At 67.0% G+C, this 22,856-nt stretch carries 18 protein-coding genes; 10 read left to right on the forward strand and 8 right to left on the reverse strand.

The window, feature by feature from the left end; genetic code table 11:
• Window positions 1-52: 52 nt before the first annotated feature.
• Window positions 53-973, reverse strand: a complete 921-nt coding sequence (locus L6D75_RS02365) for a LysR family transcriptional regulator (RefSeq protein ID WP_176515513.1) — start codon at window positions 971-973, stop codon at window positions 53-55.
• A 135-nt stretch (window positions 974-1,108) separates the two neighbouring features.
• Between L6D75_RS02365 and L6D75_RS02370 the strand changes: the two genes are divergently transcribed.
• On the forward strand, window positions 1,109-2,548 hold the full coding sequence (locus tag L6D75_RS02370; protein WP_176515515.1) for an aldehyde dehydrogenase family protein: 1,440 nt from the start codon (window positions 1,109-1,111) through the stop codon (window positions 2,546-2,548).
• Here the strand turns inward: L6D75_RS02370 and L6D75_RS02375 are convergent.
• Window positions 2,517-2,963: a DoxX family protein gene (locus L6D75_RS02375; RefSeq protein WP_176515517.1), complete on the reverse strand. Its 447-nt coding sequence runs from the start codon at window positions 2,961-2,963 to the stop codon at window positions 2,517-2,519. The two genes, L6D75_RS02370 and L6D75_RS02375, sit on opposite strands and share 32 nt — an antisense overlap.
• Window positions 2,964-3,119: 156 nt before the next feature.
• Between L6D75_RS02375 and L6D75_RS02380 the strand changes: the two genes are divergently transcribed.
• From L6D75_RS02380 to L6D75_RS02390, 3 genes are all read left to right on the forward strand, one after another.
• Window positions 3,120-4,019 carry a LysR family transcriptional regulator gene (locus L6D75_RS02380; RefSeq protein WP_176515519.1) on the forward strand — a complete coding sequence of 300 codons (900 nt, stop codon included), beginning with the start codon at window positions 3,120-3,122 and terminating at the stop codon, window positions 4,017-4,019.
• 121 nt (window positions 4,020-4,140) lie between these two features.
• On the forward strand, window positions 4,141-4,563 hold the full coding sequence (locus L6D75_RS02385) for a nuclear transport factor 2 family protein (protein ID WP_176515521.1): 423 nt from the start codon (window positions 4,141-4,143) through the stop codon (window positions 4,561-4,563).
• Between the two features lie 46 nt (window positions 4,564-4,609).
• A complete protein-coding gene (locus L6D75_RS02390) occupies window positions 4,610-4,915 on the forward strand; it encodes a DUF7693 family protein (protein ID WP_176515522.1) in 306 nt (101 codons plus the stop codon).
• Here L6D75_RS02390 and L6D75_RS02395 read toward each other — a convergent pair.
• Window positions 4,912-5,868: a GlxA family transcriptional regulator gene (locus L6D75_RS02395; protein ID WP_176515523.1), complete on the reverse strand. Its 957-nt coding sequence runs from the start codon at window positions 5,866-5,868 to the stop codon at window positions 4,912-4,914. The genes L6D75_RS02390 and L6D75_RS02395 overlap by 4 nt on opposite strands.
• A gap of 106 nt (window positions 5,869-5,974) precedes the next feature.
• Between L6D75_RS02395 and L6D75_RS02400 the strand changes: the two genes are divergently transcribed.
• Window positions 5,975-6,769: an SDR family NAD(P)-dependent oxidoreductase gene (locus L6D75_RS02400; protein ID WP_176515524.1), complete on the forward strand. Its 795-nt coding sequence runs from the start codon at window positions 5,975-5,977 to the stop codon at window positions 6,767-6,769.
• Window positions 6,770-6,821: 52 nt separating this feature from the next.
• Here L6D75_RS02400 and L6D75_RS02405 read toward each other — a convergent pair whose 3' ends face one another.
• Window positions 6,822-7,751, reverse strand: a complete 930-nt coding sequence (locus L6D75_RS02405; RefSeq protein ID WP_176515525.1) for a LysR family transcriptional regulator — start codon at window positions 7,749-7,751, stop codon at window positions 6,822-6,824.
• Between the two features lie 137 nt (window positions 7,752-7,888).
• Between L6D75_RS02405 and L6D75_RS02410 the strand changes: the two genes are divergently transcribed.
• Window positions 7,889-9,010 carry an alkene reductase gene (locus L6D75_RS02410; protein WP_176515526.1) on the forward strand — a complete coding sequence of 374 codons (1,122 nt, stop codon included), beginning with the start codon at window positions 7,889-7,891 and terminating at the stop codon, window positions 9,008-9,010.
• A gap of 36 nt (window positions 9,011-9,046) precedes the next feature.
• Here L6D75_RS02410 and L6D75_RS02415 read toward each other — a convergent pair whose 3' ends face one another.
• The gene (locus L6D75_RS02415; protein ID WP_176515527.1) at window positions 9,047-9,673 is read right to left on the reverse strand and encodes a LysE family translocator; all 627 of its coding nucleotides are present in this window, start codon (window positions 9,671-9,673) and stop codon (window positions 9,047-9,049) included.
• A 177-nt stretch (window positions 9,674-9,850) separates the two neighbouring features.
• On the opposite strand from L6D75_RS02415, the gene L6D75_RS02420 reads away from it, so the two are divergent.
• The gene (locus L6D75_RS02420; protein ID WP_176515529.1) at window positions 9,851-18,445 is read left to right on the forward strand and encodes a glycoside hydrolase family 94 protein; all 8,595 of its coding nucleotides are present in this window, start codon (window positions 9,851-9,853) and stop codon (window positions 18,443-18,445) included.
• A gap of 37 nt (window positions 18,446-18,482) precedes the next feature.
• Window positions 18,483-19,214 carry a Crp/Fnr family transcriptional regulator gene (locus L6D75_RS02425; RefSeq protein WP_176515531.1) on the forward strand — a complete coding sequence of 244 codons (732 nt, stop codon included), beginning with the start codon at window positions 18,483-18,485 and terminating at the stop codon, window positions 19,212-19,214.
• Between the two features lie 13 nt (window positions 19,215-19,227).
• On the opposite strand, the gene L6D75_RS02430 is transcribed toward L6D75_RS02425, so the two are convergent.
• Window positions 19,228-19,494 carry a hypothetical protein gene (locus L6D75_RS02430; RefSeq protein WP_176515533.1) on the reverse strand — a complete coding sequence of 89 codons (267 nt, stop codon included), beginning with the start codon at window positions 19,492-19,494 and terminating at the stop codon, window positions 19,228-19,230.
• Window positions 19,495-19,780: 286 nt separating this feature from the next.
• Here L6D75_RS02430 and L6D75_RS02435 point away from each other — a divergent pair, with 286 nt between their 5' ends.
• The gene (locus L6D75_RS02435; RefSeq protein WP_443096555.1) at window positions 19,781-20,224 is read left to right on the forward strand and encodes an HvfX family Cu-binding RiPP maturation protein; all 444 of its coding nucleotides are present in this window, start codon (window positions 19,781-19,783) and stop codon (window positions 20,222-20,224) included.
• On the opposite strand, the gene potE is transcribed toward L6D75_RS02435, so the two are convergent.
• On the reverse strand, window positions 20,122-21,486 hold the full coding sequence (gene potE / locus L6D75_RS02440; protein ID WP_176515536.1) for a putrescine-ornithine antiporter: 1,365 nt from the start codon (window positions 21,484-21,486) through the stop codon (window positions 20,122-20,124). The genes L6D75_RS02435 and potE overlap by 103 nt on opposite strands.
• A 188-nt stretch (window positions 21,487-21,674) precedes the next feature.
• Here potE and L6D75_RS02445 point away from each other — a divergent pair, with 188 nt between their 5' ends.
• On the forward strand, window positions 21,675-22,055 hold the full coding sequence (locus tag L6D75_RS02445) for a Rho termination factor N-terminal domain-containing protein (RefSeq protein ID WP_176515538.1): 381 nt from the start codon (window positions 21,675-21,677) through the stop codon (window positions 22,053-22,055).
• Window positions 22,056-22,130: 75 nt separating this feature from the next.
• Here L6D75_RS02445 and L6D75_RS02450 read toward each other — a convergent pair whose 3' ends face one another.
• Entirely contained in the window at window positions 22,131-22,628 is a 498-nt protein-coding gene (locus L6D75_RS02450; protein ID WP_176515540.1) for a peroxiredoxin, read from the reverse strand.
• Window positions 22,629-22,856: the final 228 nt, after the last annotated feature.

Genomic DNA, 22,856 nt, shown 5'->3' on the forward strand with positions numbered 1-22,856 from the left:
CCCGCTGCTGTCCTGAGGCTCATCAAGGGTAGACCACAGGTTCACTCAGGGCTCAGGGCTTTGCCCCGCCCGTCAGGTTGCCGGGCCGCAGTTCGTGCACCAGATCGATCAAGGCACTCAAGCGGGCCGGCACGAAGCGATGCCCCGAGTAATACAGCCGCAGCCCGGCAAACGCCGGGCACCAGGGCTGGAGCAGCGGCACCAGCGCGCCGCTTTGCAGCTCCTGCTGGATGAACCACTCGGAAATGAAGCCCACCCCCAGCCCCATCAGCACGGCCTGCTTGATCGCCAGCAGCTCGTTGAAGGCAAAACGCACCGGCAGCTCCATCTGCAGCTTCTGGCCGTCGCGCTCCAGCTCCCAGTGGTAGATGCCGCCATGGGACATGCGCATGCCGATGCTCTGGTGCCCGAGCAGGTCCTGCGGCTGGCTGGGCGTGCCGTGCTGCGCGAGGTACGCCGGGGAGGCCACCACAAGCATGCGGATGTCGGCCGACAGCGGCACGGCGATCATGTCCTGGGGCACCGACTCGGCCAGGCGGATACCGGCGTCGTAACCTTCGGCCACCACGTCGATCAGGCGTGGCTCGCTGACGATGTCGATGCGCACTTGCGGGTAGCGCCGGGCGTACTCGCCGAACAGCGGCTCCAGCAGCAGATAGGCCGCGGCCTGGGGCGCATTGATGCGCAGGGTGCCGCGCGGCTCGTCGGGGCTGGCACCGGCCTCCTCCCCTGCACGGGTGATTTCCGCCAGCGCCGGCGCAATGCGCTCCACGTAGCGCTGGCCGGCATCGGTGAGGGCGACGCTGCGCGTGGAGCGGTTGAACAAGCGCACTTTCAGGCGCGCCTCAAGGCCCGCAACCGCGCTGCTGACCGCCGTGGTGGACATGCCCAGCTCCTGGGCGGCGCCGCGAAAGCTGCTGCGGCGGGCGACCGCGAGTACGGCCTCGAGCTCGGTGATGCCTGTTCTGTGCATGGGTTGCCTTGGGGATTGTCCCGAAAATGCGGATGAGTCATACCCTAAAGGGTGGCTTATCGGAACAATAAACCATTCCTAGACTTCTCTCCTACCCGCTCGCAGCCGCCGAGCCCATTGCAAAGAGAAGCCACTATGCAGCGCATCGAACACCACTACATCAACGGCCAGTTCGTCACCCCGCACGGCGAGGAATGGTTCAACCTGCACAACCCGAGCACCGAGGCGGTCATCGGCCAGGTTCGCCTGGGCGACGAGCAGGACGCCCAGCGCGCCATCGCCGCGGCCAAAGCAGCCTTCCCCGCCTGGTCACGCACCACTCGCGAACAGCGCATCGCCGCCCTGCGCCGCATGCACCAGGCCGTGGCGGCCCGCGAAGAAGAGCTGATGGAAGCGATCACCCTGGAATATGGCGCGCCCTTGGTACGCGGCCGCTGGATGGCGACCTACCCTGCCGATGTGATTGCCCAGGCGATCGACGCACTGCAGGCCTTCACCTTCGAAGAACAAGCCGGCATCGCCCGGGTCATCCACACGCCGGTGGGTGTCGCCGGCCTGATCACCCCCTGGAACAGCAACGCAGGCTTTATCTGCAACAAGCTGGCGACCGCGCTGGCGGCAGGCTGCACTGCGGTCATCAAACCCAGCGAAATGAGCGCGATGCAGACGCAGATCATCGCCACTGCATTGCACGAGGCGGGCCTGCCCCCAGGCGTGTTCAATATCGTCAACGGCCGCGGCGACGTGGTTGGCGAAGCTATCGCCCGGCATCCCGACATCGCCAAGATTTCCTTCACCGGCTCTTCGGCCGTCGGCCGGCACCTGATCGCAGCCGGCGCCGAAACCATGAAGCGCGTCACCCTCGAGCTTGGCGGCAAGTCGCCTACCGTGGTGCTCGACGATGCCGACTTCCAGGCCATCATGCCGCTGGTGCTGCAAGCGGGCTTTCTCAACAGCGGCCAAGCCTGCATTGCCGGCACCCGCATCCTGGTACCGCGTGCCCGGCTGAGCGAGTTCGAGCAGGTCGCCAAGCAGGCGTTAGGCCATATCCGCAGCGGCGACCCTCGCAGCGCCGATACCGACATCGGCCCCATGGTCAGCCAGAAGCAGTGGGAACGGGTGCAGCACTACATTCGCCTGGGCCAGGAAGATGGTGCGACCTTGCTGGCAGGTGGCGAGGGCCGCCCTGAAGGCCTAGAGGCCGGCTGGTTCGTGAAGCCGACCTTATTCACCCAGGCCAACAACCAGATGCGCATCGCCCGCGAGGAAATTTTCGGCCCGGTACTGACCATCATTCCCTACGAAGATGAAGCCGATGCCCTGCAGATCGCCAACGACACCCTGTATGGCCTGAGCGCCCTGGTGCTGGGCAGATCAACCGAGCGCTGCCTGCGCATCGCCCGCCAGATCGACTCCGGACGGGTATTGATCAACACCCTGGCCCACGAGCCAAGCGCGCCGTTTGGCGGGTTCAAGCATTCGGGGCTGGGCCGCGAGATGGGCAAGTGGGGCATCAGTGCCTATCTCGAGCCCAAGACGCTGCTCATGCACGGCGACGACGGGCATCGAGGCTGAAGCGGCCGGCACCGAACGCGGCGACCTGCAGCAGGCCGCCGGCCATGGCGAGGTTCTTGAAGAAGTGGATGAACTGGTTCTGGTCGCCCAGTTGGTGATGGAACGCCAATGCGGTGGCCACGCTGAAGGCCGCCAGTACCCACGCCACGCTGCGGGTGCGGTAGCCGGCGAGCAAGGCCAGGCCGCCGACGACTTCGACGACGATGGCCAGCACCAGCGCCAGCGCCGGGAAAGGCAAGCCTGCCGAGCCGATGTAGCCGACCATCATCGCCGGCGCTGCGAGCTTGGACAGGCCGGACAGTATGAAGATCGCACTCATCAGCGCACGGCCGACCAGCGCGGCAGTGTCGCTGCCAACGGCGGTGCGGGTGAGTTCAGGGGTGGTTTGAGCAGGCGTGATTGCAGACTGGGACATGAGGCATTTTCCATCAGGGTTGGGCGCATCCACTGTGGAGCGCCGCGATGGAAAAAAGTCTGACACCGGGCCTAACATCTGAATAGCGGACTAATTTCGACGATTACGTTCTAGAATCTAGAAATGTTTGCCTAGCCCCCCACCCAGGACCTTCGCATGATTTCTGATCCAGGCACCCCGACGCTCGACCAACTGCGGGTGTTTCTCACCGTGGTCGAGGTGGGCAGCTTTGCTGCGGCTGCGCGCAAGTTGAGCCGCGCTACCTCGGTGGTCAGCTACTCGATCGCCAACCTTGAAATGCAGCTGGGTGTCCAGTTGTTCGACCGGCAGACCACGCGCAAGCCGCAGTTGACCGAAGCCGGGCGAACGGTGCTGGCTGAAGCCCGCGCTATCGCCAATGGCATCAATGGTTTACGTGCGAAAGTTAAGGGATTGCTTCAGGGCCTTGAGGCGGAGCTTCATGTGGTGCTCGATGTCATGCTCCCAGCCGAGCGCGTGGTCGATGCCCTGAAATCGTTCCAGGCGCACTTCCCCACGGTTTCCCTGCACCTGCACATGGAAGCCCTGGGCGCCGTGACCCAGCTGGTGCTCAATCGCGGCGCCAGCATTGGCGTCAGCGGCCCTTTGGAAGGCCCCATGGATGGCATCGAGCGCATCGCCGTCGGTAGCGTCGAGCTGATACCCGTGGCGGCGCCCAATCACCCATTGGCCCAAGCCGGGTCGAACCCACCGGGCGCCGGGCGCGAGCATGTGCAACTGGTGCTGTCGGACCGTTCGCCGCTCACCGAAGGCAAGGACTTCGCCGTCATCGGCACACGCACGTGGCGCCTGGCCGACCTGGGCGCCAAGCACATGCTGCTCAAGGAAGGGGTGGGCTGGGGCAACATGCCGTTGCCGATGGTGCGCGAGGACCTGGCGACGGGCCGGCTGGTGCGCCTGGCACTGCCGGACTGCGAAATCGGCACCTACCCCTTCGATGCCATCTACCGCACCGACACCCCGCCCGGCCCCGCTGCGCAGTGGCTGATCGACCATTTGCGCGAGGGCGCCGTGTAGCCCCTCCACTGTTGCAAATTTTCGAACATCAGCCTCGATTTTATTCGGCTATTGCGAGACCTGGGCCTGTGCCAGAGTTGATCACCCCCCATTACCCGCCTCTGGCATCGAGTAAACGGCTATGAACAACGCTGCGGATCTACTTCGCCAACACTTCGAAACATTCGTCGATCACCCTGCGCGGTGGAAGGCACTGATTGCCGATGACCTGGTCTGGGAGCTTCCCTACGCACCCAGCCTGGGCCACCCCGAGCGGCTGGTCGGCCGGGAGCAGGTGCTGAACCACGTCGGCTGGTTCATCCAGGCAGTGGAAAACTTCCGTTTCCAGGACTTGCGCATCCATGCCTTCGCCGACCCCAGCATGGCCGTCGCCGAGGTCAAAGCAGAAGGGCTGATCCGCGCGACCGGCAGAATCTATCGCCAGCAATACGTGCTGTTCTGCCGCGTCGAACACGGCAGCATCGCGCACCTGCGCGAGTACTTCGACCCGGTTCGTGCTGCCTACTCACTGGACGAGCCGCTGGCGTGGCCGTCGCAAGGGTAGTCATGTACCCTTGCCCCGCACCCTTCAATCGCTGCGGAAATCGCCCTTGTCCCCCACCCCCTTGACCCCCCGCGAGGCCTACCAGGTACTGCGCGACATCGCCCTGGGCATCCGCAGCATGCGCCGCGTCAGCGAGCAACCCTGGGATTCGGGCCAGATCACGGTGGAGGTCGAGGGTTGGCTGCTCACCCTGTGCAGCGCTGGTAGCGCGCTGGACCATTGCGCCAGCTGCCAGGCACCGGATGGCAGGGCCTATGTCTTGGGCTCCGGGCAAAGGTTCGGCACCCACCCGGTCGAATTGATGAGCACCTGGGAGCTCAAGCAGGTGCAAACGATGCTCGCAGCCCTCTAGGCCTCGGCCGCCTCTACCCGCCGCGCATCCCGCCTTACCGCCTGGGGCGGCACGCCGAAGCCGCGCATGAACACCTCGCGCATGTGCCGGCGGTCGCGGAACCCGGTTTCCCTGGCCACCACATCCAGGCCGTGGCGGCTCTGCTCGATCATCACCCGCGCCGCCTCCAGGCGCAGGCTTTCCACGGCCTTGGCCGGTGATTGGCCGGTTTCGGCGGTGAACACCCGGGTGAATTGCCGGGGGCTCAGGTGCACTACCTCGGCAAGCTCCTCGACACTGAGCGGGCGGCCCAGGTGCTTGCGGGCGTAGTCCAGAGCGGTTTGGATGCGGTCCGACTTCGGCGCCAGCGTAAGCAGTTCGGAATGCTGGGACTGCCCGCCGGAACGGCGCTGGTGCATGACCAGCCGATGCGCCACCGCGCGCGCCATTTCCGCGCCCAGGTCCTTTTCCACCATGCCCAGTGCCATGTCCAATGCGGCGGTCATGCCGGCGGAGGTCCACACCGGCCCGTCGACGATGAAGATCCGGTCTGGCTCCACTTCGACTTGCGGGTGCAGGTCGGCGAACGCCTTGGCATAGGCCCAGTGGGTGGTCGCCCGGCGCCCGTCGAGTACGCCGGCCTGGGCCAGCACGAAGGTGCCGGTGCACAGGCCCGCGGTGCGGCGCGCGCCGGCCACGAAACTGCGCACGCCAGCCAGCACCGCTTCGCCGGGCGGCGTCAGCGGGGTCAAGGTGCCGGTGATCATCCAGGTGTCAGCCAGCCCTGGCGCCCCCAGCGCCAGGGTGTCCATGTGCATGCCCAGCGACGAACGCACCAGGCCGCCGCCGACGGAGAAGTTGTGGATGCTGTAGACCGCTTCGCCGGCCACGATATTGGCGAACTCGAAGACGGACTGGGTTGCCAGGGACATGACCTGGAAGCCTTCGGTAATCAGGTAGCCGACGCGGTGCATGGCGTGCTCCTCATGGGATGTCCCGAAATACTACCTTATGCGTCATTCAAGCCATAGCGCGCTTTCTGCATCATGGCTGCACACCCAACCGCAACGGAGCAGGACCATGACTCACGCATTCAAAGGCACCGCGCTGATCACCGGCGCATCCACCGGCATCGGTTCGCTGTATGCCGAGGGCCTGGCCCGCCGGGGCTATGACCTGGTGCTGGTGGCGCGCAACCGCGAGCGGCTGAACGCGCTGGCCAGCCGGCTGACCGAGCAAACCCGGCAGAACGTCGAGGTGTTGCCGGCCGACCTTGCCAACGCCGCCGACCTGGCCCGGGTCGAGGGCAAACTGCGCAAGGATGCCAGCATCACCTTGCTGGTCAACAACGCCGGTGTCGGCACCCACACCCCATTGCTCGACAGCGACGTCGAGCGCATGGCCGAAATGATCAGCCTCAACATCACCGCCCTCACCCGCCTCACCTACGCCGCCATGCCAGGCTTCGTCGCCCGCGGGCAAGGCGCGGTGATCAACATCTCGTCGGTGGTCAGCCTCGCACCGGAGCTGCTCAATGGCGTGTACGGCGGCAGCAAGGCCTACGTCACCGCCTTCACCCACTCTCTGCACCAGGAGTTCGCCGGCCAGGGCATCCAGGTCCAGGCCGTGCTCCCCGGTGCCACCGCCACCGACTTCTGGGCGATCGGCGGCTTGCCGGTCAGCAACCTCGACCCTGGCATCGTGATGTCGGCCCAGGACCTGGTCGACGGCGCCCTGCAGGACTTCGAAAACGGCGTGCTGATCTCCATCCCGTCGCTGCACGACCTGCAGGCATTCGAGCAGTACGAAGCCAGCCGCAAGGCCTTGCTCGGCCAGCTTTCCAGCAACCAGCTGGCGTCGCGCTACAGCCACTGACTGCGCAGGAATCGAGTGGAGTACAAATGTACTCCACTCGCTAATCTGGCCATTATTGCGCCCGCCGGGCCCCGTGCGGGCCAAGCCGTTCGGCCAGGTAGTCGAGCAGCGCCTTCACCTTCGGCAACCCTTCGCGGCTCTTGAGCCAGACCAGGTTCATGGGCAAGCCATCGGTGGCCAGCGCGGGCAGTACCTCGACGAGCTCGCCGCCTTCCAGGTACGGCTGCACCAGCCAGGTAGGCAGTTGCCCGATGCCGTGGCCGGCCAGGATCGCCGAAACCTCCCCTTCGCCATCGCCAACCGCGATGCGTGACGGCATCACCCGCCGCTCCATCTCGCCGGGCTGGCGGCCCTTGAAATACCAGGGGCTCACCAGGCCGGCGGCATCCAGATAACCGATGCAGTGGTGGTGTTCCAGGTCTCGCTCGGCCACAGGCTCGCCATGCGCCTGCAGGTAGGCCGGCGAGGCACAGAAGATCAGGCGCTGCGCGCCGAAATAGCGGTGCCCCAGCGTGGCCGGCCAGGCATCGTTGCCGCCAATGCGCACGACGATGTCGACACCGTCGTGGACCGGGTCGATGAAGCGATCGGAAAAGGAAATGTGCGGCTGCAGCAGCGGGTGCTGATGGACGAAATCCCAGATCAGCGGCAGCACATGCTGGCGCCCGAAGGATGCGGGCAGGTCGATGCGCACCCGGCCGTGGGGCTCGTGGCTTTCATTGACGATGGCCAGCTCCACTTCTTCAAGGTCGGCGAGCACCGCCGTGCAGGTGCGGTAGAACGTGGTGCCGGCTTCGGTCAGCGCCAGCTGGCGGGTGGTGCGCCGAAACAGCCGCGCACCGATGCGTTTTTCCAGCCGGGCAATGCCCTTGCTCACCGCCGAGCTGGTCAGCCCCAGGCGCTCGGCAGCGGCCGTGAAGCTGCCCACGTCCGCCACCGTGACGAACACGTCGATGCCCTTCAGGCGCTCAGAGGAATACATGGCGCGCCGCCTCATTCGTGAATTCTATTCCGTTCACTTGGTAATAATCTCCGTAAATCACCGGTAATTTCTCAAATATCCTAGGGGAAATGTCCGGCGCAGCACAGCCTGCGATTCACACCTTACGGAGGCGCTCAATGAGCCTGTTCGACCCCTACACACTTGGCGATCAAACCCTCGGCAACCGTTTCGTCATGGCGCCGATGACGCGCTCGCGTTCACCGCAGGACATCCCCACCGTCGAGACGGCGCTCTACTACGCCCAGCGAGCAACGGCTGGCCTGATCGTTTCGGAAGGCACGCCAATCTCCCGTGAAGGCCAGGGTTACCTGTTCAACCCAGGCATCTACACCCCCGAGCAGATCGCCGGCTGGCGTTTGGTCACCGACTCGGTGCACAGCGTCGGCGGCAAGATCTTCGCGCAGCTGTGGCACGTCGGCCGCGTCTCGCACACCTCGATCCAGGCAGGCGGCGCAGCGCCGGTCAGCGCCAGCAGCAAGGTGGCCGCGGGCGCTTTCGCCTTCGGCTACGACGAACAAGGCGCGGCAGGCTTCCTGCAGACCTCGGTGCCACGCCAGCTCGCCACCAACGAGGTGGCGCGGGTGGTCCGCGACTTTGCCCAGGCAGCGGCCAATGCCATCGAAGCCGGTTTTGACGGCGTCGAGATCCACGGCGCCAATGGCTACCTGATCGAGCAGTTCCTCAACCCGCAGGTCAACGACCGCACCGACCACTACGGCCCGCAAAGCCTGGAAAACCGCCTGCGCTTCGTGTTCGAGGTGGTCGATGCGGTGAGTGCGCGCATTGGCAAGGCGCGGGTGGGCATTCGCATCTCGCCTTACGGCCAGCTGATGGACATGCCGCTGTACCCGCAGATCGACGAGACCTACGGCGCGCTTTGCGCAGGCCTGGGCCAGCGCGGCATTGCCTACGTGCACGTGATGGACCAGACGCATTTCTTCCTGCGTTCGGAAACCGCCCAAGCCCGTGAACAGGCGTTGAACGCGCTGCTGCGCAATTGCCGCCAGGCACTGGGCTCGACCACCTTGATCCTGGCCGGCGACCTGACCGTCGAGCGTGCCCAGGCGCTGGTGGCAAGCGGCCTGATCGACCTGCCGGCGTTCGGCCAGCCGTTCATCGCCAACCCCGACCTGGTCGCGCGCTTCAGGAACGGCTGGCCGCTGACCCAGCCCAACCGCGATACCTACTATGGCGGCAGTATCGAAGGTTACCTCGACTACCCGCCGTACACCGCGTAAGCCACGCAGAAGCCGCCCGTGCACCGGGCGGCTTTTTCACTTCTGCCCGAGCGCCACGATCGACACGCCCGAGGCCACGAAGGTCGCGCCCGCGCCCACATTCAGCCCCTTCACCAACCTTGGGCGCTCACGCAACGAGCGGGTAAGCGCGGTGGCAAACACCCCCATCAGGGCAAAGCCAACGGCGGTCAGCACCGCGAACCACAGCCCGTACACCAGCATCTGCACGGTCACCGAGCCGCGTTGCGGGTCGACGAACTGCGGGATGAACGCAAGCACGAAAAGGCCTGGCTTGGGGTTGAGCGCCGCCGAAAGAAAGCCGGTCAGGAAGATGCTCGGCAGCGACTGGCGCGCCACCGGCTCGAAATTGAACAGGTTGCGGCTGCGCAGCACCTTGATGCCCAGCCACAGCAGGTAGCCCGCGCCAATCAGCTTGACCACCCAGAACGCCACCGCCGAGGTCTGCATCAGCAAGGTCAGGCCAAGCGCAGCTGCAGTTACGTGAAAGAGAATGCCAACGCCCGACGACAGCCCCGAGGCAATCGCCGCAGCCTTGCCCTGGCTCAGGCCACGGCCGATGGCGAGCAGGTTGTCCGGCCCCGGGGACATGACCAGCAGCAGGCAGGCCAGGGTGTACGCAAGCCAGGTATCGAGTGGGAACATCAGCGTTGCTCCTTGCTGTCAGGGGGTATCCAACCCTCGGGAGTCCACACGATAGAGGGTAATTCGTCCTCCCGACAAGCCAGCGCCCAAGGGTCTGTTCGCTACCGAACAGACCGCCCGGGCGGCCCACGTCAGACTGGACGCTGACCGGCTACTCCTCGGTACCCCAGGCTCCTGATGAACAACCCTTGGCTTCGCGCACTCGCCTTCGTCAAACGCCTCCCAGGGCTTGCCCGCCGCTGGCGCTCGCCGCGCCACCGGTTCAGCTACGAAAGCCTGCTGCGCTCGGGGTTGTACAACGCCCGGCAGATGGCCGAACACGGTACCTTGCTGGCCAGCCAGCACCGCCTGAGCCAGCTCCCCGCCGACGATGCGCTGCTCGGCCGCCTGGCCGACAACGAACGCATGCTCGCCAGCAGCTGCGCCGCGCTCGCCGCCGCCCTGCCCGGCTCACGCCCGGCGTTGCCTGCGGCGCAGTGGCTGCTGGACAACTTCTACCTGGTCGAAACCCATATCCGCATCGCCAAGCGCCACCTGCCCAGCGACTACAGCCTGCAGCTGCCGCGCCTGGACAGCGGCCCCTCGACCGGCCTGCCACGGGTCTATGACATCGCCCTGGAAACCATCTCCCACGGCGATGGCCGCTTCGATGCCGAGAGCCTGAGCCGGTTCGTCGAGGCCTATCAGCAAACCGCCACGCTGACCCTCGGCGAGCTGTGGGCGATCCCGATCATGCTGCGCCTGGCGCTGATCGAAAACCTGCGGCGGGTGGCGGCGCGGGTCATGGCCAACTGGGCCGACCGCGACCAGGCCAATACCTGGGCCGACCGCCTGGGCGAAACCGCCGAGCGCGATGCCAAGAGCGTGGTGCTGGTGGTGGCCGACATGGCCCGCTCGGACCCACCGATGACCGCCGCCTTCGTCGCCGAACTGGCCAGGCGCCTGCAAGGCCACAGCGCCACCCTGACCCAGCCGCTGGCCTGGGTCGAGCAGGTGCTTGCCGAATCGGCGCTGAGCATCGAGCGCTATGTGCAGCTCGATGCCCAGCAACAGGCCATCGACCAGGTGTCGATCAGCAACAGCATCGGCAGCTTGCGGCTGCTCTCGACCATCGACTGGCGGCTGTTCGTCGAGCACCTGAGCCACGTGGAGCAGGCCCTTTGCCGCGACCCGGCCGCAGTCTACCCGGCCATGGATTTTGCCAGCCGCGACCATTACCGGCACATCGTCGAGCGCCTGGCACGCTACAGCGCCTTCAGCGAAGAGGCCGTGGCGCAGGTCGCCATCGAGCTCGCGCAGGCAGCGGCTGCGCCGGCTGGGGAGGCGGCCGAGCACGTCGGCTACTACCTGGCCGGCGCCGGCCTGCCCGCGCTGGAGCGCCGGCTGCAGGCGCGGGTCGGCCTTGGCGAGCGTTGGCAGCGCCTGCTGCACCGCGCGCCGCTGGCCTTTTACCTGGTGCCGGTGGTGCTGCTGTCGTGCCTGCTGGCCTGGGGGTTCGTGCGGGCCATCGACCTCGCCGGCTGGCCGCTGTGGGTGACCGCGGCCATGGCCGTACCGCTGCTACTGTGCACCAGCCGCCTGGCCATCGGCCTGGTGAACTGGCTGGTGACCCTGACCGTGAAGCCGGCCTTCCTGCCGCGCCTGGACTACACCGCCGGCATCCCGGCCGAGGCCTGCACGCTGGTGGTGGTGCCGACCCTGCTGGCGACCGCCGAGGATGTCGAGGAGCTGGTCGAAGGCCTGGAGGTGCGCTTTCTGGCCAACCGCGACGCGCACCTGCACTTCGCCCTGCTCAGCGACTTCATGGATGCCCAGGCGCAGACCTGCGCCGGCGACCTGGCGCTGCTCGACCAGGCCAGCGAAGGTATCCGCGCCCTGAACCTCAAATACGGCGGCCGCTTCCTGCTGCTGCACCGGCCTCGGCTGTGGAACGCCAGCGAAGGCGTGTGGATGGGCCTGGAGCGCAAGCGCGGCAAGCTCGCCGCGCTCAATGCCCTGTTGCGTGGGCGCGGCGGCGATTGCTTCATGCGCATCGTCGGCGACCTGCAGGCGCTCGGGCAGGTGCGCTATGTGATCACCCTGGACACCGACACCCAGCTGCCGCACGGGGTGGCGCAGAAACTGGTCGGCGCCCTGCAGCACCCGTTGAACCGTGCGCGTTTCGACCCGCACACAGGGCGTATCTGCGCAGGCTACGCGATCCTGCAGCCGCGGGTAGGCATTAGCCTGCCGAGCGTGGCGCGCTCGACCTACGCCCGCCTGTACGGCAGCGATGCCGGGGTCGACCCCTATACCCAGGCCGTTTCCGACGTTTACCAGGACCTGTTTCTCAGCGGCTCTTTCATCGGCAAGGGCATCTATGCGGTGGACGCCTTCGAGCGCGCCCTGGACGGGCGCTTCGCCGACAATCGCGTGCTCAGCCACGACCTGATCGAAGGCTGCTACGCCCACGCCGGCCTGCTCAGCGACGTGCAGTTGTTCGAAGCTTACCCGGCGCGCTACAGCGCCGATATCAAGCGCCGCCACCGCTGGGTCCGCGGCGACTGGCAATTGCTGCCTTGGCTGCTGCCCGGCAACGGCCAGGCACGCGGCGCACTCAGCGCCCTGTCGCGCTGGAAGATCTTCGACAACCTGCGCCGCAGCCTGGAGCCGGCAGCGCTGCTGGCGGTGCTGCTATGGGGCTGGCTGGCCAGCGCCACGCCGTTGGCCTGGACAGTGGCGCTGCTCGGCTTGCTGCTGACACGCCCGCTGCTGGACAGCCTGCTCGAATTGCTCGACAAGACCACCGATGTGCCGTTTGGCCAACACCTGCGTGCGGCCCTGCGCACCTCGGGCACCTTCTTCGTGCGGGCCGGGCTGTCGTTGGCGTGGCTGCCGTTCGAGGCCGGCAACAGCCTGGACGCCATCCTGCGCACATTGTGGCGGCTGCTGGTGAGCAAGCGCCGCCTGCTGCAATGGAACCCCTCGCGCGAAGATGAACGCAGCAGCGCCGACAGCCTGCCGGCGGTGTACCGCCAGCAGTGGCTGCAGCCGGCTTTGGCCCTGCTGCTGGCCGCGGCCTTGCTGGCCAAGCCCGCCGTGCTGTTGCTGGCCTCGCCGATTCTCACCCTGTGGGTGCTGGGCCCGGCGCTGGCCTGGTGGCTCAGCCGGCCACACGGGCGCGCAGCGTTTGCACCGTCCACGGCAGACCTGCGCTTCCTGCACCGCCTGGCCCGCAGCAACTGGGCGTTCTACGACAACCAGGTCGGCCCGGCGGACCACTGGCTGGTGCCCGACAACCTGCAAGAGCCGCCCTTCGCCAGCATCGCCCACCGCACCTCGCCGACCAACCTTGGCATGGCGCTGCTCTCGCACCTGGCCGCCCACGACTTCGGCTACCTCAGCGCCGGCCGCCTGTTCGAGCGCCTGGCGCAGATGCTCGACAGCATGGCCAGCCTGGAGCGCTACAAGGGCCACTTCTACAACTGGTACGACACCCAGATGCTCAAGCCCCTGGCGCCGCTGTACATCTCGGCGGTGGACAGCGGCAACCTCTGCGCGCTGCTGCTGACCTTGCGCCCGGGCCTTCTGGAGATGGCCGAAACGCCGCTGCTGGACTCGCGCGTGACCCAAGGCCTGCTGGATACACTGGACACCTTGCTCGAGACGTTCGCCAGCGCCGAACGCGACCCTGGCGCGCTGAGCGCCCTGCGCGATCAGCTGCAACTGGCCCACGGGCAACCGCAGGACCTGCCCGCCACCCTGCTGCAACTGGGTGAACAGCTGCAAGGCCTGCCCCCTTCGCCTGATGCTGGCGATGACTGCACGTTCTGGCTGCAAGCCCTGCAGGCCCAGTGCCTGGACCTCAGCACCGAACTGCAGGGCTTGCAGCTGCCGCCCGGCAACGACCCGGTGCCGGCAACCGGCCAGACCTGGCAACAGCTGGCCCAACTGCAGACCGACCAGTGGCCCCCTGCCGAACGCCTGGCCGCAAGCAATGTGCGCGCACTCGCCCGCCAGCGCATCGCCCAGGCCCAGGCACTGGCCAAGCGCATCACGGCCCTGGCCGTCATGGATTTCCGCTTTCTCTACGACCCCCACCGCGACCTCTTCGCCATCGGCTACAACGCCGACGAACACCGCCTGGACGCCGCCTTCTACGACCTGCTGGCCTCGGAAATGCGCCTGACCAACTTCGTCGTCATCGCCCAGGGCCAGGTGCCGCAGGACAGCTGGTTCGCCCTGGGCCGGCTGCTCACCAGCAATGCCGGGGTGCCGGTGCTGCTGTCCTGGTCCGGCTCGATGTTCGAGTACCTGATGCCGCTGCTGGTGATGCCCAGCTACGAGGGCACCCTGCTCGACCAGACCTGCCAGGCTGCGGTCAGCCGGCAGATCGAGCATGGCAACCTGCTGGGCCTGCCCTGGGGCGTCTCGGAGTCGGCCTACAACGTGCTCGATGCGCACTTCAACTACCAGTACCGGGCCTTTGGCGTGCCGGGCCTGGGGCTCAAGCGTGGCCTGGGTGAGGAGCGCGTGGTCGCGCCCTACGCCAGCGCTCTGGCCTTGATGGTGGCGCCCGCCGCCGCCTGCCGTAACCTGCAGCGCCTGGCCGGCCTCGGCCTGGCCGGCCGCTACGGGCTGTACGAAGCCGTGGACTACAGCGAGGCGCGGCTGCCACCGGGGCAAACCAGCGTGGTCATTCGCTCGTTCATGGCCCACCACCAGGGCATGAGTTTTCTTGCCCTCACCGCCTTGCTGCTGAACCGGCCCATGCAGCGGCGCTTTGCCTCGGCGCCGCCGTTCCAGGCCAGCATGTTGCTGTTGCAGGAACGCGTGCCGAAAACCGCCGCGCCGTACCTGCACACGCTGCAGGCCCCGGCGCCGGAGGCCGGGCAGCGCGCCAGCGAAACCCGGCTGCGGGTGTTCAGCGAAGCGCACCGGCGCCACCCGGCCGTGCAGCTGCTTTCCAACGGCCGCTACCACGTCATGCTCAACCACCTGGGCAGCGGCTATAGCCAGCGCGGCGACATGGCAGTCACCCGCTGGCGCGAAGATGCCAGCCACGACGAGCTTGGCAACTTCTGCTACCTGCGCGACGTCACCAGCGGCGCCTACTGGTCCACCAGCTTTCAGCCGACCCGGCACCGGGCTGCGCACCAGGAGGCGATCTTCAGCGACGGCAAGGCCGAATTCCGCATCCGCGAGCGCAATTTCGACTGCCACACCGAAATTGCCGTGTCCCCGGAAGACGACATCGAGCTGCGCCGCCTGCACCTGACCAACCATGGCGACCAGCCCCGTACCCTGGAGCTGACCAGCTACGCCGAAGTGGTGCTGGCCCAGGCCATGAGCGATGCGCTGCACCCGGCCTTCAGCAAACTGTTCGTGCAGACCGAGCTGCTGCGCCCGCTGCAGGCGATTCTCTGCACCCGCCGGCCGCGCTCGCTGCAGGAGGCCACGCCCTGGCTGTGCCATGTGCTGGCGGTGCATGGCGCCGATATCGACGCGCTGTCCTATGAAACCGACCGCGCCCGGTTCATCGGCCGTGGCCGCACGCTGGCGGCGCCGGCGGCACTGGCACGGGACTGCGAAGCGCTGTCCGGCAGTGCCGGCGCGGTGCTCGACCCGATCGTGGCGATCCGCTGCCGCATTACCCTGGCGCCCGGCCAGGCCGCCACCGTCGACCTGGTCACCGGGGTCGCCGACAGCCGCGATGCCTGCCTGCAGCTGATCGCCAAGTACCGCGACCGCCACCTGGCCGACCGAGTGTTCGACCTGGCCTGGCCGCACAGCCAGGTGCTGTTGCGCCAGCTCAACGGCTCGTTGTCCGATGCCCGGCTGTTCGAGCAGATGGCCGCCTCGGTGATCTACCCCAATGCGTCCCTGCGCGCCGACCCTGGGCTGCTGGCACGCAACCGGCGCAACCAGTCCGGGTTGTGGGGCCAGGGGCTCTCGGGCGACTTGCCGATCGTGCTGGTGCAGATCGGCGATGCGGCCAACATCCAGCTGGTCCGGCAACTGGTGCTGGCCCACGCCTACTGGCGCCAGAAAGGCCTGGCGCTGGACCTGGTGATCTGGAACGAAGACCAGGCCGGCTACCGCCAGCAGCTGCAGGAGCTGATCATGGGCATCGTCGCCTCGGGCAGCGAAGCGCCGCTGCTCGACCGCCCCGGTGGCATCTTCGTGCGGCCTGCGCAGCAGTTGTCCGAAGAAGACCGCATCCTCACCCTGTCGGTCGCCCGGTTGGTGCTCAACGACAGCCGCGGGACCCTCACCGAGCAGTTGCGCCAGCACCGCGCGCCCCCGGCACCGGCGCCCTTCGAGGCCACCCCGGTGCCCGCCGGCCCCGCGCCCGTGCGCCAGGCGCCGGAGCCGCCGGCGCCGCTGCTGCTGGCCAATGCCTACGGCGGCTTCAGCGCCGACGGGCGCGAGTACGTCATGCCCCTGGTTGCGGGCAAACCGCCACCGGCGCCATGGGTCAACGTGCTGGCCAACGCGCAATTCGGCAGCGTGGTGTCGGAGGCCGGCAGTGCCTACAGCTGGTACCAGAACGCCCACGAGTACCGCCTGACGCCCTGGCACAACGACCCGGTCTGCGACCCCAGCGGCGAGGCCTTGTACCTTCGCGACGAGGACAGCGGCCAGTACTGGTCGGCCACCGCGCAGCCCTGCCCGGGCCCCGGCCAGTACCGCACCCGGCATGGTTTTGGCTACAGCGTGTTCGAATACGCCGACCACGACCTGCACAGCGAGCTGTGGGTGCACGTGGCGCTGGAGGCCCCGGTCAAGTTCTGCCGGCTCAAGCTGCACAACCGCTCGGCACGAACCCGGCGCTTGAGCGTGACCTGCTTTGCCGAATGGGTACTGGGCGACCTGCGCAGCAAGACCGCCCAGCATGTGGTCAGCGAGGTGGACCCGGTAAGCGGCGCGCTGTTCGCCCGTAACCGCTACGCCGTCGAGTTCTCCCGTCACGTGGCCTTTGTCGATTGCGACCCGCCCCCCACCGGCCACACCTGTGACCGCAGCGAGTTCATCGGCCGCATCGGCGACAGCCAGGCACCCGCCGGCCTGCGCCAGGCGCGGCTGTCGGGGCGCACCGGCGCGGGCCTGGACCCTTGCGCGGCGCTGCAGGTCAGCCTGCTGCTGGAGCCCGGTGCCAGCCAGGAGGTGGTGTTCCGCCTGGGCGCGGCGGCGGACGGCCAGGCCGCCAGCCAGTGCGTGCTGGCCCACCGCGGCCTGCAGGCGGCCATGGATGCGTTCGAGCAGGTCCAGGCCTACTGGCAGCGCACCCTGGGCAGCGTGCGCATCGAAACCCCCGAACCCTCGCTGGATGTGCTGGCCAACGGCTGGTTGCTGTACCAGGTGATCGCCTGCCGGTTCTGGGCGCGCAGCGGCTTCTACCAATCTGGAGGCGCGATCGGTTTTCGTGACCAGTTGCAGGACAGCATGGCCATGCTCCACGCTGCCCCGGCAGTGGCGCGCCAGCACCTGCTGACCTGCGCCGCGCATCAATATATCGAAGGCGATGTGCAGCACTGGTGGCACCCGCCGCTGCAGCGCGGGGTGCGCACACGCTGCTCCGACGACCTGCTGTGGCTGCCGCTGGCGGCCAGCCGCTACGTGGAACTGACCGGCGACACCACGGTGCTGGATGAACCGGTCGGCTACCTGCAAGGCCGCGCGCTGAATGCCGGCGAAGAGTCCTATTACGACCTGCCCGGCCATTCGCCGCAGGTCGAAAGCCTCTACCAGCATTGCCAGCGCGCCCTTGGCCACGCCTTGCAGTGCGGGGTGCACGGCCTGCCGCTGATCGGCAGCGGCGACTGGAACGACGGCATGAACCGGGTCGGCGAACAAGGCCGCGGCGAAAGCGTGTGGCTGGGCTTCTTCGGCCATGAAGTGCTGCGGGCCTTCGCCGGCCTGGCCCTGGGCCACGGCGACAGCGCCTTCGCGCTGCGCTGCACGACCCAGGCCGCCGCCCTTGCGCAGCAGCTCGAACGCCACGCCTGGGACGGCGGCTGGTACCGCCGCGCCTGGTTCGACGATGGCCAGGTGCTGGGCTCGGCAAGCAACCAGGAGTGCCGCATCGACTCCCTGGCGCAGAGCTGGGCGGTGCTGTCGGGGGTCGCTGGCGGCGAGCGTGCGCGCACCGCCATGGCAGCGCTGGACCAACACCTGGTGCGGCGCACCACCGGCATCGTCAAGCTGCTCGACCCGCCCTTCGACCAGGGCACGCTGGACCCGGGCTACATCAAGGGCTACCTGCCAGGGGTGCGGGAAAACGGCGGGCAGTACACCCACGCGGCGATCTGGGCGTGCATGGCCTATGCCCGCCTGGGCGATGGCGAGCGGGCCTGGGAACTGCTGCGCATGATCAACCCGCTGCGCCAGGGCTACAGCGGGCTGATCGACACCTACAAGGTCGAGCCCTACGTCATGGCCGCCGACGTCTACGCCATCGCCCCCCACGCCGGGCGCGGCGGCTGGAGCTGGTACACAGGGTCCGCCGGCTGGATGTACCGCCTGATCGTCGAGAGCCTGCTGGGCCTGGAGCGCCGCGGCGACACCCTGCGCCTGAACCCGCTGCTGCCCGAAGGCTGGCCGGGCTGCGTGCTGCACTACCGCTACGGCAACACCCACTACCGCATCGAGGTGCGCAACAGCGCCCACCCCGGCCAGACCCTGAGCCTGGACGGCCAGTTGCTCGAACAGGCCACGCTGCAGCTCAAGGACGACGGCAAGCTGCACCAGGTGCTCGCCCAATGCCAGCGCAGCCCTTCGCTGCTGGGCTAACCTTGTTGCGTCAGCCGCCGCCTCCGATGGTCCGCCCATGCCCGCGCCGTACACTCCCCAGCAGAACCACCTGCTGGCTGCCCTGTCCAGCGAGACGTTCAGCCGCCTGCAGCCGCACCTGCAGCGGGTGACCCTGCCGCTGGGCAAGGCCATCTACGAATCGGGCGATACCCTGCGCCATGTGTTTTTCCCGCTCGATGCCATCGTCTCGCTGCTGTACGTGATGGAAAACGGCGCCTCGGCCGAGATCTCGGTCGTCGGCAACGAAGGGCTGGTGGGCATTGCGGTGTTCATGGGGGGCGAGAGCACGCCAAGCCGGGCCATCGTGCAGAGCGCCGGGCACGCCTACCGCCTGCCGGGGCAGCGGCTCAAGGACGAGTTCAATCGCCATGGCGAGCTGATGATGTTGATGCTGCGCTACACCCAGGCCTTGATTACCCAGATGGCGCAGACGGCGGTGTGCAACCGGCACCATTCGATCGACCAGCAGCTGTGCCGCTGGTTGCTGCTGTCGCTGGACCGCTTGCCGGGCGATCGGCTGTGCATGACCCAGGAGCTGATCGCCAACATGCTGGGGGTGCGCCGCGAAGGGGTGACCGACGCCGCCGGCAAACTGCAGCGCCTGGGCGTGATCGAGTACAGCCGGGGCAACATCAGGGTGCTCGACCGTGCCCGGCTGGAGCAGCTCAGTTGCGAGTGCTATGCAGTGGTGAAGAAGGAAACCGAACGGTTGCTGCCGTACTTGCCGGGCACAGGCTCCGAAGATTGAGCCGCAGGCCCGTTCACGGCTTCATCTTTTGCCACGGTTGATAACTGTAGCGCTCGGCTTCCGATGCCCTGGACGGGTCGGGGTGGCCGGAGCCGCGTTCGCTTTCCTTGAGCATTGACTGGTCGACGTAGTCATCCGGGTCGAGCGGTTTGGCGCCTTGGTCCTGCTCGCCCTCCTCCTCGCTTTCGTCATCGTCCTGCCCGCTTGGCCAATCGTCGTCGTCATCGGCGGCTGCAGGGCCTGGAAGGTCGATATCGCTGAAGCTTTTGCCAATGGTCATACGCACCTCTCGATGCTCAGAAGGCCTGAGCTTCTTCGAGTGTGCGCCTTGCCTGCCCAGAGAAGGTTTATATCGGACCGCCGGGGCTCATTGATTTATGCCAATGGCCACGGTGCTACACAGCGATACACGCAGCACCTGTAGCGGACATATCCCGGATAACTGCGGCTGTCACCCTGGCGGCCCATCCATTGATAGCGCCGAGGTACCCATGTCCGCATTCCCCGTGAACCCGCTCAAGCTGACTTTCGAACGACTCGACCGCGCCGCCGCCTGGGGCTGGGACATGCCCTTGCGGCTGTTTCTGGCCTGGGAGTTCTTCGAATCGGGCCTGGAGAAGTGGCGTGGCGAGAACTGGTTCGAACAGATCCACGCCAACTTCCCCTTCCCCTTCAACCACTTTTCCGCCGGGTTCGACTGGCAGGTGTCGATGTGGGCCGAGCTGATCGCCCCGCTGCTCCTGCTGCTGGGCCTGGGTACCCGGCTGGCGAGCGCTGCGCTGATCGTCGTGACCCTGGTTGCCATCGCCGCCGTGCACTGGCCCGCGCAGTGGTCGACGCTGGCGCAACTGGCCCAGGGCTATTCGATCAGCGACCACGGCTTTGGCAACTACAAGCTGCCGCTGATCTACCTGGTGGCATTGCTGCCGTTGTTGCTCAAGGGCGCAGGCGGCTTGAGCGTGGATGCGCTGTCGGTGAACTTCTGGCCCAAGAAGCCGTACAGCAGGTAACCGATGGCCAGCACCAGGGTGCCGCCCATCACCGCCTCCAGGCCGCAGGCGTGCAAGGCGTACAGCGAGTAGCCCACGGCCACCAGCAGCACCACCATGTTGCGGGTGTAGACCGCGGGGCTGACCCCGGCCTTGTGCATGATCACTAGCAAGCCGGTCAGCGCGGTGATGTAGGGGATGAGGTTGGTCACCGCCGCCAGGCTGACCAGCCTGCCGAACTGGGCGGCGGCATCGGGGGAAATGGTCGACAGCGCCATCACCGTTTGCAGCAAGGCGCACACGGTCATGCCGATCACCGGAGCGTTCATCGCATTGACCTTGCCGAACAGCTTGAGGAACAGGTCCTGGTCGGCGGTCATCTTGGCGGTTTGCGCCAGGGTGAACTGCCAGCCCAGCAGCGAGCCGACACAGGCCATCACCGCCAGGGCCATGACCACGCTGCCCACCCCCGGGCCGAACAGGCTGCCGTAGACCAGCGCGAACGGCGCCGACGACTTGGCCAGCTCGGCGTTGGGGATGATGCCCTGGATCACCGTGGTCGACAGCACGTACACCACCGCAGCCCCCAGCGTGCCGAACAGGCAGGCCAGCGGCACGTTGCGCCGGGGGTTTTCCACGGCATCGGTGGCCTGGGCGGCCGACTCCATGCCCAGAAACGCCCACAGGGTCAGCGGAATGGCCTTGCTGATGGCCTCGGAGATCGGCAGCTGGTTGGGGTTCCAGGCGGCCATGAGCACCTCGGGCCTGAACCAGTACCAGCCGAAGATACTCAGCCCCGCCACCGGAATGATCACCCCCCACACGGTGAACGCGCCGATCTTGCCGGTGATTTTCGGCCCGCCGAAATTGGCGATGGTGGTCAGCCAGATCAACCCGATGGTGCCCACGCACAGCGGTATCGCCCCGCTGCCCAGCCAGGGCACGAAGGCGGTCATGTAGCCCACCGCGGAAATGGCCACGGCCACGTTGGCGATGGCCAGGGAGAGAAAGTACAGGTAGGAGCAGAGGAAGAAGCCCGACTTCGCATGAGCCTCCTCGGTGTAGGCCGACAAGCCGCCCGAGCGGGTGCAGAACACCCCGCACTGGGCCAGGCAGTAGGCGATGGCCATCGAGCCGATGGCGGTGAACACCCAGGACAGCAGCGAAACGGCGCCCAGCTGCGCCATGTTGGTGGGCAGCAGGATGATCCCCGAGCCCATCATGTTCACCGTCACCAGCGTGGTGAGCCCGACCAGGCTCATTTTCTTGCTTGCATCCGCCATCACAAACTCCTTGTGCTCACAGGGTTCTGGAATTGCGCCTGGCGGTGTGCTGCAACGGGTCAGGAGCGACTGCCGTATTGGGTATAGATCATTTTGTCGGCTTATCGATGCCGTGAACGGTGCTTTCGGCGCTGCGCCGCAGTCAGAGCTGATAGAACGGCAACCCACCGACGCGCAGGAGGTTCACCATGCCCCGTGGAGACAAAGGCAAGTACACCGACAAGCAGAAACGCAAGGCCGAGCACATCGAGCAAGGCTACGAGGCCAAGGGCGTGAGCAAGGACGAAGCCGAGGCGCGGGCCTGGGCGACGGTCAACAAGCAATCGGGCGGCGGCGAGCGTAAGGGCGGCTCGGGCCAGGCCAAGAGCCCCGCCGCCAAGGCCAAGGCGCGCGAATCGTCTGCGCGCCGCGCGGTGGCGACCAAGCACGGCGTGCCGCGGCCTGGGCACAGCTTGCAGGACATGACCAAGCAGGAGCTGCTGGCGCGGGCGCGCAGCCTGAACATCGCGGGCCGTTCACGCATGCGCAAGGCGCAGTTGATCGAGGCCGTAAGCAAGGCGGCAGCGTGACCGCCGGCAAACCAGCTCCCACCCAAAACCCTGTGGGAGCCGGCTTGCCGGCGATAGGGCCATAACAGGCAAGCGCTAGACGACCGCCAGCATGCTCTGCGCATCGCTCACTTCAAGCTTGCCTGGCGCATCCACGGCAAGGTGTTTCACCACCAGGTCATCGGCCAGCAAGGCATAACGCTGGGAGCGCCGCCCCATGCCCCGGGCCGAGGCGTCCTGGGCCAGCCCCAGGGCGTCGGTGAGCTCGGCATTGCCATCGGAGATCATGCTGACCGGGCCTTGTTCGGCGAAGGTCTTGCCCCAGGCGTGCATGACGAAGGCATCGTTCACCGCCACACAGATGATTTCGTCGACGCCTGCAGCCGCCAGCGCCTGCGCCATGGCCAGGTAGCCGGGGACATGGCGCTCCGAGCAGGTCGGGGTGAAGGCGCCGGGCAGGCCGAAGATCAGCACCTTTTTGCCGGCGCAGCGCTCGCGCAGGGAAAACGCCTGCGGGCCCAGCGGGCAGCTGCCTTGGCCATCGCTGTACTGGTAGAGGGTCACATCGGGCAGTGCGTCGCCGATCTTGATCATTGCGTCTCCTGATTGCTGAGCTGTATGTAGGGTGGCGGGATGGTACACCGGCGCGGGTGTTACGGGCGTTACGTTGCGTACCAATGTCTTATGGTATGCCGCATACCATTCGTAACATTCACCGGTCTATGCTACCCCACTCCCCTGTGGGAGCCGGCTTGCCGGCAATAAGGCCGGTGCAGACTAACCCCAATCTGCCGCCTGTTCGGGCCCTATCGCCGGCAAGCC

This window comes from Pseudomonas faucium, from assembly GCF_021602585.1.
GTDB classification, from domain to species: domain Bacteria; phylum Pseudomonadota; class Gammaproteobacteria; order Pseudomonadales; family Pseudomonadaceae; genus Aquipseudomonas; species Aquipseudomonas faucium.